Below are 13512 nucleotides of genomic sequence, written 5' to 3' on the forward strand. Positions count from 1 at the left end.
AAGGGGTAAAGTGATTAGCATTCCGAACGGCTTCCTACAGCCAATGACAAATCGTAATCTTTTTCTTTACCCTTTTCTTCTGCACTAAATCTACTCTTAACTCACATTGTTTTTATCCTATCCACAAACATAGGATGACAAGCTTTTCTTAATTACTTCCCTGCCTTCTCCAACTCCTTAATCCGATCCGCAGCATAAGTATTCTTCGGATTCAACTCGACGGCTTTTTTAAAGTTTTTAACAGCTAACTCCTTTTCCCCTGCAGCTTCATAGCCTTCGGCTAAACTATCGTAGGCGTTGGCACTATTAGGAAACTTAGCCAGGTTAAATTTGAATATCTCAACAGCCTCATTTTTCTTATCGTCACGCATCAGGATAAAACCGAGGTCGTTAACATCATCTTCGGGTAAGTTAAAACCGCTATCCTTTTCTTTCATCCTATCGGCTATTTCAGTAGCATGATCATAACCCTCTTTTCTCAGATTCTTCATAAATGCTTCCATTCTTTTCAACTCATGAAATTGGTAGCCTGTCCACAGACATGGCCACCAGGTTTGGTTAGGGAAGAATTCGTTCAGAACATCTGTAGTAATATGCAGCCCCCAGGTGGAGTAGGTAAAATAAACCAGTATCTCTTTCTTCTCCGGATTGGCAATATAAAAAGCTTTAAAATCACCATTGTCGCCCCAATGCCATATCCATTTGCCGGTTTCATTTTCCTGTAAGCCAACACCAAGACCCCACATGATATGCTTTTTAGTTTCGGCATCAATATTATGCTTAAACCAATCCGCGTTTGATGCTGTGGTGAACATCATTTTTTGTGTTTCGGGCTTTAATCCAACACCGTTTATCAGTGCCTGCAAAAAACGTGCATAGTCGCTGGCGCAGGTGAGCAGGCTGGCAGCTGCCATCTGATTTTTGTGCCGATTAATTGCATCAGGACTATTGCCAAATGCCGCTTCCGTATTAAACTTATCAGTCCAGGCATAGCTGGAGTTAGTCATACCAAGCGGCGTAAACACTTCTTCCTGCGCCAGCTCATTTAACGATTTATTGGTCAGCTTTTCAACCACATGTTGCAGGTATTGGAATCCTTCCCCTGAATACGAAAAGGTGCTATCTGGTGTAAAAATAAGTTTGGCAGATTTATCATCACCCCAGTTAGGCAAACCGGTGGTGTGTCGCAATACCATTCTTGCCGTTATTTTGGCATAGCGCGGATCGTTGGGATCAAAGCGATCATAGCTTCCCATATAATCCATCAGCGATTTATCCAGATCGATAACGCCGCGGTCATACAAACGCATCACGATGTAAGAAAACACACATTTACTCAACGATGCGGCCTCGAAAACCGTATTGGAGGTGACTTTCTTATCCGATCCTTTGCTGATAACGCCCAAATTAAAGTTTTGAGTTTTATTGCCTTTGATGCAAACTAACTGCATTCCGGGGATACCGTAATCTTTTAGTAGGCTGGTTAATTTTTCTTCCTGGCCAAATGCTGATATACAGGTAAGCATCATGAAAGCAAGACCGCAGATAAATCTTTTCATATGTGTGAATGGTTATAAAGAGTTACTATAAAAATTTATGCCGATTTTATATTGATTTGATTACGAATCTGTTGCATCGATTTTGATCAATGCAAATGTATCGTTAGCGAACAGCAAGTGTCCGTTAATATTCATAAGATGAAGTGAATAATAAGATGTTGCTTGCTTTGAGAATTATTTCTCCGGCGTATTATAGTAATAGATAGGAGCGAAGACACCCTCGCTGGTAACATAATAACCTTTGCCATCCAATGTAAATCCGATTGCCTCGCCTTGCTTTTCTTGCTGATAAGGTAGGGCTTCTGGTTTTCTCTGCATCGTTTTCCAAATAGGCTCGTTGCCGTTACGTTTCCAATAGTAAACTTTTACATAGTCTTTTAGTAGTACTTGTTGACCATCTCTCGAAATATCCCCGGCAGTGATCCATTTGAATGGGCGGAATCCGCTGAAGTATAGTTTGCAGCGTTTGGTTAGTGTTACAGTATCATTTGGTTTAAAATTAAGTGGAGAAGTATATACGGTAACTGAGTCAGAACGCTTGGAAACAATATAAAGCAACTTTTCAATTGGATCGACCATCAGCGTTTCCGCGTCACGGGGGCTATCAGGATACCTGAAATGTATCGGAACAGCGTTCGCCTGTATAATGCTATCCTTTCCGATCCATGATTTTTGTTCCTCGATACGGTAAACAGTAATGTATCTTCGCCAGGCATCGTTGTCGCCAATATCGCCCATGTACACATAACTTTTGCCTTTTAGTGGTCCCGGGCCTACGGCTATATCCTCAACATCACGTACACCCTGCTTTTCTTTTGGGTCGCCTTTATAATAGATCACCGATTTTATATTTCCCTGCGGAGTAATAGCAAAAAAGCGACTGGTATCGCCGCTATCGTTATGTACATAAAAAATGCCCTGATGAATAGCCGACGCCGCTATGCCAGAGATCTCGTCCATTTGCTTATCCTGCAAATGACCGGTTACATTTAGTTTTTGTTGCACATGCTTGTGCTCGGCATAAGCACCCAAAAACAGGATGAATACCAGGGGGAGTATGATCTTTATTTTTTTCCGGCGGCTCATGTAATTCTAAACACAAAGATCAGACAAAAGAACATTAAACTGAAACTTTGCCTGATCCGGTTTAGAACGGTAGAGGTAGGGTATATGTTTTACAATCAGAAATTTATTTACACTTAGCGGACCATTACCATAGGACGATGACTGCTCAATATCTCAGCAGCAGTACGATAATCAGCAAGATCAAGTTCCTGCACATATTTGCAATTGCATGGGTGACCGGGAGAAATAAACACCGGCATATCAAACCCCAATTGCTGGTAATAGGGAGTGATGAATGCCTGTACGGGTAAGCTATTTGCAGTATTAATGATAGAAGTGGTTAATTTCTTTAATGGCTTTAACAACAATCTTACCTCGCAGATATTAAAATTATCATTTAAAGGTATCCAGCGATTTACTTCGTCAATGTCAACCAGCAAAGCATTTTGCCTTATGCCTTTCAGCGTGCCTATCACTTCATTATCCTCGTTCAATAGGCTCTTAATTACTACCTGCTGGCCTAAATAGCGGCTAAAAATTAGTAGCTGCTCTGCTGTTGTTATCCTATTCATAATACTAAATATATTAGCAAATATAAATAAACTTATACCAGAATTGCAAGTAAAATACTAAAATTTTTATCAAAAAATAGTGGTCGTTATACCGATATTGAAGGCCCCAAATTGCGAGTGCGATATGTTAAAACCACTGTGCGAGAATATCTTATAAAATGAAGGATCAAAAACTGCAGCGAAGTGATGGGTGATATAATATTCAATCCCCGCATCGGCTTTTAACGCCACACGAGTATTGGAAATGGTACGCAGCATCACCCCATTTGGCGTGTTCACAGCCAGGTTAAATGAGTGCATGCCAAGCCCCGGCTGCAAAATGCCGTATAATGCCCATCTGCCAAAGTTACTGCGGTAACCTGCTCCAACGATCAGAAAATCAGTAGGCAGCTTTCCCTGTACAATATTGGTCGGGATATTTTGTGAATAACTGGTATAGTTATTATTCAATGCATCATAATCTATCCTGAAAAACACGTCGTTACTATAAGTAGGGCGGTATTCAATAGCCGTGTTTATTGTCAGGCCATCATTAAGATGAGTGTGCCCGTTGGTCAAGGGAAAACCTATCCCAAGTGAACCCGGGAAGTAAAATCTTGAGGAAATATCTTCAACCTGGGCATGTACCTTCGTTACAGCAGCAATAACAATAGCGATCAGCAGAATAAATCTCCTGTTAACCAGCATAATTTATGGTTAGTTTATAAAACGTCGTCGTGGTATTTTTTGCGTTCCAGCTTTTGGAAAGGGATCTTCACAATATTCAAAAATCTTCCGTTGATCTTTTCGTCCATATGGGTATCGATACCAAAGCAGGTATCTTCTCTGTCCAGTTCTTCAAATGTGCCGAATAGTCTGTCCCAAATGCTTAACACATCGCCGTAATTGCAATCGGTATAAGGCAGCCGGTAATGGTGATGCACATGGTGCAGGTTTGGAGTGATGAATATCAGTCCAACGATTTTATTGGCTTTGTCTGATAGCCTGAACTCGGTATGGGCAATGATATTTGAAAATGTCTGGAATATCTGCCTGATGATCAGTACGCCGATCACCGGGCCCAGTATAGTTACCCAAAGCATCAGGAAGCAGGTGCGGACGAAGGTTTCTCCCGGATGTTCCCTTGTAGTAGTCGAAACATCAACTTTCAGATCACTATGGTGCACCAGGTGGAATTTCCATAGCGTATCCACCTTATGCATGATCACGTGGTAGGTATACTCGCACAGATCAAGCAATACAAAGGCGACAATATAATATAGCCAATTCCTGGTATGCCAATGCACCAGGTTAAGCAATCCCCAATGGTGCAAATTAGCCCAATTGCAAATAATGATGATAAAAGTAGTGAGCGAAAGCTGCACCGGCAAAGCCGTGAAAATGAAAGTCAGGTTAACCGATGAATGTTTAAGCTTGGATATTGCCCCGTTGGTTGAAACAAGCAATTCGGCAAGCCATAATGAGGTAATAACAGTTGCATAAAGGATAATTTGTGCAGCATCCTCATGCGTCGAAAACAAAGTGCGTAGACTATGCATAGTCAATTAATAGGGGCAAAAATAAGTGGCGGCTAAAATATATTTTATTTACAATTCCTGCAATTCCATTTGCGGCAGCTCAACATCGGGTTTCGCTGTATCAGTAAGTTTCACTTTACCACGTTCTTTTCTGATGATCCTGTTAAACAGGGAAACTTCTTTATCAAAAAGGAACTGGAAAAACAGCTTTGTCCACGAAGTATGGTATTTCAGCGTATCATAATATTCAGGTGCAGTTTTTCTGATCTCAGGCAACTTGTTCCATGGAATAGAAGGAAAGTCGTGATGCTCATTATGGAAACCTACGTTAAATGCAACGGTATTCCATGAGCCATAATAGCTAAAGGTTTCCTGCTCAGTTTTAAAAGTAAGATAATGTTCCTGTATCCATCTTGCACCTAGTGGATGCAGACCAATTGAAAACCAAAAGCTCAGGAACAGAAATCCTATCGCATGAAATCCGAAGAAATACCAAATTGCGGCGGTAAAAATAGCCTGTGTAAGAAAATTAGTAACGATCCATCCATCAATAGGGTGAATTTCCTTTAACCTCGACAAACGAAATATCTGGAATACCGGGAAGAAGAATAACCAAAGCATCTTACCAATAAAGTAGTTATTGATCAGTTTTGCTTCCCATTTGTTTGGCAAGTCGGCGTCCAATTCGTGTACTCCCTGGAAAGAGTGATGTTTGATATGATATTTCTCGAACGAAATAGCGCTTGGCAATATCTGCGGTAAATTAGAAAGTAAAGCCGCCCAACGATTGGCATTCCGGTTTTTAAATAATAACTGGTGCGTGCACTCGTGTATCATTACAAACAACGCATGGTCGGCAAAAGCACCTAATAAATACGCAGCACCAAATACCAGCCACCAGGATTGATCGCGCAATAGGTATGCTCCAACTACCTGGAAAAGAACCAGTCCGATGATAGCGAATATAGTCGAAGGGTTTTTACCTATCAGGTTTCTCAGGTCAGGAAATTGCTTGAGAATTTTTTTGGTGCGGATGCGATGCGGTTCAGATTCGGTAGAATGGATAAAATCAGTTTTTCTTGCCATGAGCTTCGTTTGCCTTCGCTTTTATTAAAATTTAGTTAAATTTATTTCGTATTTTAACGTTGAATTGTTGCTTAAGTTATATCCAATTGAAATTTTTCAGAAGGAAAAACTAAACCTACAGTTTCTAAATATAGAAGTTAATTCTGTAACAAAACTGTTTTATTTACATTTTTATTACAAATAGTTGTGGTGCGGTGTATGGAACTGTCCTTTTTTGTATAATATCCTGAGTGCACTGGGTAATACGATGAGCAATAAAGGCAATGCCACAAGAAAGCCGCCAATAACCGCAATAGCCAGCGGTTGATGCAATTGCGCTCCGGCCCCTATGCCTAATGCCAGCGGCATCAATGCAATAATGGCTCCGAGCGCTGTCATTAACTTTGGCCGTAAACGGGTAGAAATAGAAAATATAATCGCCTCATTCACACAGTCGCCTGTCGGTGTATTCACTTCGCACAAATTCTCCAGCGCCCGTTGTTTAAACTGCAGGAAGGTGAAAATTGCATTCTCCCCAATAATACCCACGATCATGATCAGTCCGGTGTAGCTGCCCACGTTTAGCGGTGTCCTGGTAACATAAAGTGCCAATAAACTGCCTGCAGTACCTAATACGGCAATTACAAGGATGAGGAATGCAATCCTGAATTGTTTGAACAGGAACAGAATAACGCCAAACACGAGCAGACTGGCTGTGATCAGGATCATCAATAGCTCTTTAAACGATTGCTGTTGCTGTGCATAATCGCCGCCATATTCGATATGATAGCCTTCCGGTAAACTTACTTTCTCAGCAATGCTTTTTTGTATCGCAGGTATCACGGTACCTATGGTGGCATTTTCCAGGCGTGCTGAAATTACGCCCATTGATTGCAGGTTCTCGCGGTTTACTTCTGCTTCACCGGGCTTTAGTTCTACAGATGCTAACTCGGTTATCGGTATTAGCTTACCAGACGGCGTAAAAATGGTTTGACTCTTAATATCATCTACACGCAGGTTTTTATTGCCAGGATAAACCATCCGGATAGGGGATAACTGCTCGCGTTCAAGCAAATTACCTATAATATTTCCTTGCAAAGCATTTTGTAATTGAAATTGCAGACTGGTAGGGGTAATGTTATACTGGGCCAGCTTGCTGTAATGCGGATCGATACTAACAGATGGCCCTGCTATTACAATGCCATCGAATACGTCGGCGGTACCTTTTACAGATCCGGTGGCATCAGCAATTTGTTTAGACAGATCATGTAATTTTTGCTGATCGTCACCAAATACCTTTATTTCGATAGGTTGGGTTGACGTCATCAGGTCGCCCAGCATATCTGTTATTACCTGGCCGAAATCAATTCGTAACGCGGGTTGAGTTGATGCAATTTTCTGACGTAGATCACTTATTACTTCTTCGGTAGTTTTATCCCTTTCTTTCTTCAGTTGTATCAGGTAATCGCCGGTATTCGGTTCGGTGATAAAAAAGCCCATTTGGGTGCCGGTACGTCTTGAATAAGCCTCAACTTCGGGCTGAGCGGTTATGATCTTTTCTACCTGGTGCAGCATGCGGTCGGTTTCCTCCAGCGAAGTACCCGGTGGTGAAGTATAATCGAGCACAATACTGCCTTCATCCATTTCGGGCAGAAAACCACTTTCAAGCAATTTTGGTACGATTATCAGCACGGCGACCAGTCCACCTACAATAGCCAGGCTCAACCATGGACGAAGGATAAACCACGAAACCCATTTCTGTTTTTTGACATGATGTTTTTCTTCCCTGGCTTCTTTCGGATCACGGCGCTTCTTCCTGGTGAGTAAAAGATAGATCACCGGCAAGCCAATCCAGGTAACAAAGAATGAACACACCAGGGTGATGATCATGGTATTGGTGAGCACCTTAAAATAAGCTCCCGCCACACCGCTCATCAGCACAAAAGGAATAAATATCACGATAGTACTGATAGACGAACCCACCATTGCAGGGAAAAGATAATCGATTGCCTTTTGCAGCAACTTTAAGGTATGCTCTTCGGGATGCTCCTCATGGGTCCGGTGTATCTGCTCAACCACAACTATGGCGTCGTCTATGATCAAACCTATTGCCGCAGCTATAGCACCCAGCGTCATAATATTAAAGGTGTAGCCAATGGCATAAAGCACGATGAGGCTTAGGCAGATGGTAATAGGTATGGTGATTAAAATAGTGGCGCTTGCCTTTAACGAACGCAGGAAAATAATGGCGACAATGATGGCCAGCAATAAACCTATCCAAAGGCTATCGGTTACGCTCCTGATTGAGTCGTTTACAAAATCAGCCTGGATATAATAGGGTTTGATGGTAACATCGTGAGGCAGAATTTTTTTCAGATCCTCTACCTTAGCATCCATATCTGCCGACAGGGATACCAGGTTGGTATTAGGCTGTTTAATCACCGCGATAAGCACCCCATCGCGCCCGTTGGCATTGATCTTGGTATACTCGATCCCTTCCTGAACGGAGATATCTGCAAAGTCTTTCAGCCGTACCACACGCTTACGGTTATTGCTGATCACCAGGTCGGCTAACTGATCTTTCGCATTAATGGTAGCGTCGGTAACGGTAAGGTAGAACCGGCTATAATCGGAAAGATAGCCTTCTGATTTTACAAAGTTGGTATTGGTTAGTGTAGTGTTGATGATATCCGGCGTAAGGCCAAGCGAGCTCATTTTCTGCTTGTTCAGCGATAGCCAGTATTCTTTTGCCTTACCGCCAATTACCCTGATCTCTGAAATACCATCCACTTGTGACAGGAAAGGTTTAACCGTATAGGTTGCTAGTTGCCGAAGTTCTATAGGCGTTTTGGTATGGCTCTCCAGTGTATAACCGCTCACCGGTAATATTGAAGGGTTCATTTTAGCCACCGATATGTTGACATCGGCAGGCAAATCGTTTTTTATCTGGTCGATACTGGTTTGTATCCTTTGCAGCGAAAGATCAATATCCGCATCCCAACTCATAAAGGCGGATATTTCGCAACTGCCGCGACTGGTGGTACTGCGCACAGTCTTCAGATCGGGAACCTGCTTAATGGCATTCTCCAACGGTTTGGTAACCGTTACCATCATTTTGTTTACCGGCTGCAAGCCTTCATCAGCTATGATCTTGATCTTTGGAAATGTGATCTCCGGAAATAATGATGTTTGTAATTTAGAATAAGCATACAAACCGCCCATAATTACAATGGCCAGCACCAAACTAAGGGGCTTTTTGTGCGATATAAAGAAATCCTGTAGCGGCCTCTTGGTCATTGTTTTACGATCTTAACTTTAGCGGTATCAGGCAAACCATAATTCCCGGTCACAACAATTTTATCCTCAGTAGAAAATTTTGGCGATAATATCTCCACCCGGTCGCCCATCTCGATTCCCTTAGTTACCGGCACTTTCACAGCCGTGGTAGGATTGATGAGTTTCATTACCCAAAACTCGGTTTGAGTTTCGTTGGCAAGCAGTGCTTCCTTTGGCAAGGATGTCGTGTTCTTTTTTTCTGATTTTACAATGCGTGCTTTAGCAACCAAATTTTCCGGTATCTGATCGTCCGAGTTTAGTTTCAAAACCACACCCTGGGTTTGCGCCACGGTATCAACCGATGGCATAAAAGAGGCTACATGGCTGCTCACGGTTTGCCCGCCCGGTAAGGTAAGCTGGATGTTTTGACCCTGTTTAACAAACTGGCGCAGCTCGTAAGGCATTTGCATCACGAACACAAAGCTTGAGCGGTCGCTGATGGTGGCTAACGCCTCGCCGTCCTGCACATAGTCGCCGGTTTGGTGGTTTAACTGGCTCACATAACCCGGCCCTGGCGATTTGATTTTGTTGACGCCAGAAAATTTCAGCGTTGTATCCAGCACATTGATACTATTACCAATGGCCTGCGCTTCTTTGGTTTTTACAGTAAAGAGCACATCCCCCTTATTTACAAAATGACCCGGCAATGCACTGGCCTGTTGTATATAACCATTGGCGTTTGATTTGATATAGTTCTTCTGCTGAAAAACCGAAGTGGCATTCAGGTCGATATAATCGGTAAGCGAACTCTGGTCGACGGTGGTAACCGTTACAGGTGTCTGCGCTTTTACGTTGGCATCGTCATCACCCTCGGCCTTGGTATTGCTTTTGCACGAGCCAAGGCACAGCGAAATACCTGCTGCTGCGAACAGGCATTTAATAGCCGGGTATCTGGTTAATATTTTCATGTTACCTGTTCCAGTAATTTAACTGATTGATCAGTTGCAGTTTGTTGATAATGGTTTGTGTCTTTAGGTTTCGTACAGCCAAATAATTGTTAATGGCCAGTATCAGATCGGCTATTTTAACATCGCCGGTCTGCAGAAGCTGGGTATCAACCTTTATCAGGCCCTCCGAATATTTGATCTGATCCAGTATCTGCGGCATCAGTTTCTCATTTTCGCTGATCTGTTGATTCAGCTGCGCTATCTGCTGTTTATATTGTGTATTAAAAAACGCTTTGTAAGTCTGGCGCGTTTCTTCCTGCAACGACAATTTTTTATACTGCATTTTACGCTGACCGCCGTCATAGATCGGTACCGACAAACTGAAACCTATACTGGTGCCAAAATTCTTCCAGGCCTGGCCCATAAAATCGCTGTTATAACCTGCATCGGCGAATGCGTTTGCTTTTGGTTTATAACTGAAATCGATCTGCTGTTTGCTGTTCACTAGTTTTAAGCTATCCAGCTTGTATTGCCTGAAAAAAACGCTTGAATTGATATCTGGTGGTAAACCTCTTTCCAGGTTGGGCTCTGCTAATTCTACAGTGGTAGTATCCGCAATTCCCGTAAGGTAATTTAAAGTAGCGTAGTCATTTTTGAATAATAACCGAGCCTGTGCAAGCTGCAATTGCTGCTGTTTTAAGGTAACCAGGAAGGTAAGATAATCGCTCTGACGATACACGTTCGCCCGTGTCAGCTTTTTCAGGACTTCTTCCTCATTGGTCAGGAGGCTAATAATTTCCTGGTTGAATTTCACCTGCTGCTGGTCGCCATAGGCAGTGATGTATTGCCCGGTTATGACTTTCTTTAAATCCTGTTCAGATATTTTTGCTGAATTATTAAGCGATTGCGATTGCAAATTGATCGCTTCAACCTGCGATTTGATATTATTCTTACTCACAATAGCCTGGTTTACCCCAACCAAACCGTTTAAAGTATGCTCGTTGGTAATGGGAGAGGCATAGCCATAGCCATTAATGGTTGGGGCATACAGCCCTGCGCTGGTTAAATTTACCTGTGGTTTAAACCCTGCCATCAACCGTAGGCTGTCCTGTTGGTTTAAGGCAACCTGGTTGTGCAGGTCTTTCAAAAGGGGGCTATTGTTCTTCGCTATTTCAAGGTAATGGTCTAATGAATTGACTTGCGCCTGCGAAACAGAAAAAGAGAATATACATATGGTTATACAGGTGAGCCACTTCATCTACCTATCAATGTGATTGCGTTAGTTTTGCTAAAGTAAAAATTTAATTCTGTATAAATTTAGGACGCAAGCTTCAAAAATTGACCGTAAAAGTGTGATATGGCGCTTGATAACTGTAATTTAACGTGAAGTTTAAATTCTCACAGATTTGCCTTGAAATAGTGAGCCCAAGCCCGCTTCCTTCAGATTCGCTCGATTTGTGAAAGCGTGTAAATATTTCGTTACGCTCCAGGGCTCCGGTTGCCCCGGTATTCCGGATAGTCAATAATTCGTCAGTCAGCTTTATCCTGATCTCTCCGCCTACACGGTTATGCCTTATGGCATTTCCCAGCAAGTTATTTAATAATATATCTATAAGATAGGTGCTGGCAACTACTTCTTTTTCTAAAAGATCAGTGGTCACCTTTAATCCCTTGTCCAGGAATATCTCTTCAAATTGAATGAGCAACTCTTCAATATGTTGTTTCAGATTAATATGTTCATTGCTTTCCAGTAACCTGTTCTCGATTTTCACCAATAAAAGCAACGATTGATTTAACCGGGTGAGTTTGGATACCGCGCTGTACAGATCGTTCAATAATTTGCTTTGCTTCTGGGTAAAGGTGTCAGTCTGTATCAATGTATCCATTTTGGAATTGATAACTGCGATAGGAGTGAGCAACTCGTGCGAGGCATTCTCTGTAAAAGTCTTTAGCTCTTTGTAATCACTCTTAACCCTGGTCGACATCCCTATGATCGCCTGATTCAGTTCTTCAAACTCATCAATATTGGTTTTCTCAAGCGGGATATCCTTGTTATCGGTAATATTAAAAAGCCGGAGCTCTTTCAGCAGATCATAGAAAGGCTGCCATAGCCGGTTCAGGAGTAACCTGTTGGTCACATATAACGTGACAAAGAGTAGCAATATAACACCGGCGGTTATGCCAAAAATAATCTTTATAAGATCTTCGGCTTCCACCGTCGATACCACTACCAATACCTTATAATACTTGTTACCAACGGTAACCGATGTGATCAATCCGCGGCCTGTTTCAAATTCATCGTCATCGTCATGATGGTGATGATGTCTTTTTGCATATTTAACGTTGTCGTTATTGCGGTAAACGGTATTAATAAATTCCCGTTTTACAGAGCCGGGCTCAGCTTCGGTGAAAGTGATTTGCTGATCGTTTGACTTAAAGACTTGTGGTAGTTGGTGGTTTAGGCTTACATAGTCAAATATCTCGTTTTCTTCAACCACCAGATCTTTCTCCAGTTGACTGATCAGTATTAAGCTGATGGCCTGGTAATAAATAATACCTGTTATCAGCATCACCACAACAGTGGTAAGCAAATTAACGCGATTGTATCGGGTAATGAGTTTCATTAGCTGGTAAACTTATAGCCCATGCCATAAGCCGCCTGAATATAATCATTACTTCCTGCCTCAATTAATTTTTTTCTGAGGTTTTTAATATGAGAGTAAATAAAGTCAAAATTATTAGCCAAATCCATGCCATCGCCCCAAAGGTGCTCGGCTATCGCATTTTTTGAAACCACTTTTCCTTTATTAGCAATGAAATACAAAAGCAACGCATATTCCTTCCGTGTAAGTTTAACAGACTGATCGTTCACTTTTGCTGTTTTTGCCAGCAGATCGATATTGATCTCGTTAAATATAAGCTGGTTACTGCCGTTAAAAGTTTTGCGGCGGATGATGGCAGTCACCCGGGCCCGCAATTCCGACAGGTGAAATGGCTTTACCAGGTAATCATCGGCGCCCAGATCAAGGCCTTCCAGGCGGTCATCCAGGGAGTTCTTTGCTGAAATGATCAGTACGCCATCGCTATTATTATTCTTCTTAAGATATTTTAAAATTTCTATACCGCTGCCTCCCGGCAGGGTGATATCCAGTAAAATGCAGTCATAGCTGTATATATTTACCTTGGCCATCGCTTCCGGGTAGTTGGATGCGGTTTCGCAAATATTACCGGCCTCAGTAAAGTATTCCTCAATACTTTCGCGCAGCCCTTTTTCATCCTCAATGATCAGTATCTTCATCCGGTCAATTTTCGATAAAAATACAAACTCAATTCTGAATACATTTGGTAGCGATAGATTTTGTACAGGATGTATTGGTAGATTTGGGGGTGGTTGTATTGGTTGTATTGGTTGTAGAGGTTGTAGAGGTTGTAATGGTTGAAGTAGTTCGGCTCTTTAAACTTAATCAACTTAATCTAACTCAATCAACCATTCACTAACTCACTAATTCAC

General features: G+C 42.1%; 11 protein-coding genes. All 11 read right to left on the minus strand.

What is annotated here, in order from left to right; translation table 11 throughout:
* Positions 1-152: 152 nt before the first annotated feature.
* Positions 153-1559, minus strand: coding sequence for a serine hydrolase (locus VIM89_RS21615; protein ID WP_488158269.1), 1407 nt, complete (start codon positions 1557-1559; stop codon positions 153-155).
* 174 nt (positions 1560-1733) lie between these two features.
* The gene (locus tag VIM89_RS21620; RefSeq protein WP_488158270.1) at positions 1734-2645 is read right to left on the minus strand and encodes a hypothetical protein; all 912 of its coding nucleotides are present in this window, start codon (positions 2643-2645) and stop codon (positions 1734-1736) included.
* Between the two features lie 113 nt (positions 2646-2758).
* The gene (locus VIM89_RS21625; RefSeq protein WP_488158271.1) at positions 2759-3196 is read right to left on the minus strand and encodes a hypothetical protein; all 438 of its coding nucleotides are present in this window, start codon (positions 3194-3196) and stop codon (positions 2759-2761) included.
* 69 nt (positions 3197-3265) lie between these two features.
* Positions 3266-3883: an outer membrane beta-barrel protein gene (locus VIM89_RS21630; RefSeq protein ID WP_488158272.1), complete on the minus strand. Its 618-nt coding sequence runs from the start codon at positions 3881-3883 to the stop codon at positions 3266-3268.
* A 14-nt stretch (positions 3884-3897) separates the two neighbouring features.
* The gene (locus VIM89_RS21635; protein WP_488158273.1) at positions 3898-4734 is read right to left on the minus strand and encodes a sterol desaturase family protein; all 837 of its coding nucleotides are present in this window, start codon (positions 4732-4734) and stop codon (positions 3898-3900) included.
* 48 nt (positions 4735-4782) lie between these two features.
* Complete coding sequence (locus VIM89_RS21640; RefSeq protein WP_488158274.1) at positions 4783-5799, minus strand: fatty acid desaturase; 1017 nt, start codon at positions 5797-5799, stop codon at positions 4783-4785.
* A gap of 174 nt (positions 5800-5973) precedes the next feature.
* Positions 5974-9075: an efflux RND transporter permease subunit gene (locus tag VIM89_RS21645; protein ID WP_488158275.1), complete on the minus strand. Its 3102-nt coding sequence runs from the start codon at positions 9073-9075 to the stop codon at positions 5974-5976.
* Entirely contained in the window at positions 9072-10022 is a 951-nt protein-coding gene (locus tag VIM89_RS21650) for an efflux RND transporter periplasmic adaptor subunit (RefSeq protein ID WP_488158276.1), read from the minus strand. The genes VIM89_RS21645 and VIM89_RS21650 overlap by 4 nt, the downstream gene beginning before the upstream one ends.
* Position 10023: 1 nt before the next feature.
* Positions 10024-11259 (minus strand): TolC family protein, encoded by a 1236-nt coding sequence (locus VIM89_RS21655; protein WP_488158277.1) that lies wholly within the window; start codon positions 11257-11259, stop codon positions 10024-10026.
* 73 nt (positions 11260-11332) lie between these two features.
* Positions 11333-12625, minus strand: a complete 1293-nt coding sequence (locus VIM89_RS21660) for a sensor histidine kinase (protein WP_488158278.1) — start codon at positions 12623-12625, stop codon at positions 11333-11335.
* Positions 12625-13299: a response regulator transcription factor gene (locus tag VIM89_RS21665; RefSeq protein WP_488158279.1), complete on the minus strand. Its 675-nt coding sequence runs from the start codon at positions 13297-13299 to the stop codon at positions 12625-12627. Before VIM89_RS21665 ends, VIM89_RS21660 begins: the two co-directional genes overlap by 1 nt.
* Between the last annotated feature and the right edge of the window lie 213 nt (positions 13300-13512).

The sequence above is a fragment of the Mucilaginibacter sp. genome (assembly GCF_036568825.1).
Classification (GTDB): Bacteria; Bacteroidota; Bacteroidia; order Sphingobacteriales; family Sphingobacteriaceae; genus Mucilaginibacter.

Excerpts from the sequence above, each read along its gene's own strand:
- VIM89_RS21615 (WP_488158269.1), bottom strand. The coding sequence starts at position 1,559 with ATGAAAAGATTTATCTGCGGTCTTGCTTTCATGATGCTTACCTGTATA.
- VIM89_RS21620 (WP_488158270.1), bottom strand. The coding sequence starts at position 2,645 with ATGAGCCGCCGGAAAAAAATAAAGATCATACTCCCCCTGGTATTCATC.
- VIM89_RS21625 (WP_488158271.1), bottom strand. The coding sequence starts at position 3,196 with ATGAATAGGATAACAACAGCAGAGCAGCTACTAATTTTTAGCCGCTAT.
- VIM89_RS21630 (WP_488158272.1), bottom strand. The coding sequence starts at position 3,883 with ATGCTGGTTAACAGGAGATTTATTCTGCTGATCGCTATTGTTATTGCT.
- VIM89_RS21635 (WP_488158273.1), bottom strand. The coding sequence starts at position 4,734 with ATGCATAGTCTACGCACTTTGTTTTCGACGCATGAGGATGCTGCACAA.
- VIM89_RS21640 (WP_488158274.1), bottom strand. The coding sequence starts at position 5,799 with ATGGCAAGAAAAACTGATTTTATCCATTCTACCGAATCTGAACCGCAT.
- VIM89_RS21645 (WP_488158275.1), bottom strand. The coding sequence starts at position 9,075 with ATGACCAAGAGGCCGCTACAGGATTTCTTTATATCGCACAAAAAGCCC.
- VIM89_RS21650 (WP_488158276.1), bottom strand. The coding sequence starts at position 10,022 with ATGAAAATATTAACCAGATACCCGGCTATTAAATGCCTGTTCGCAGCA.
- VIM89_RS21655 (WP_488158277.1), bottom strand. The coding sequence starts at position 11,259 with ATGAAGTGGCTCACCTGTATAACCATATGTATATTCTCTTTTTCTGTT.
- VIM89_RS21660 (WP_488158278.1), bottom strand. The coding sequence starts at position 12,625 with ATGAAACTCATTACCCGATACAATCGCGTTAATTTGCTTACCACTGTT.
- VIM89_RS21665 (WP_488158279.1), bottom strand. The coding sequence starts at position 13,299 with ATGAAGATACTGATCATTGAGGATGAAAAAGGGCTGCGCGAAAGTATT.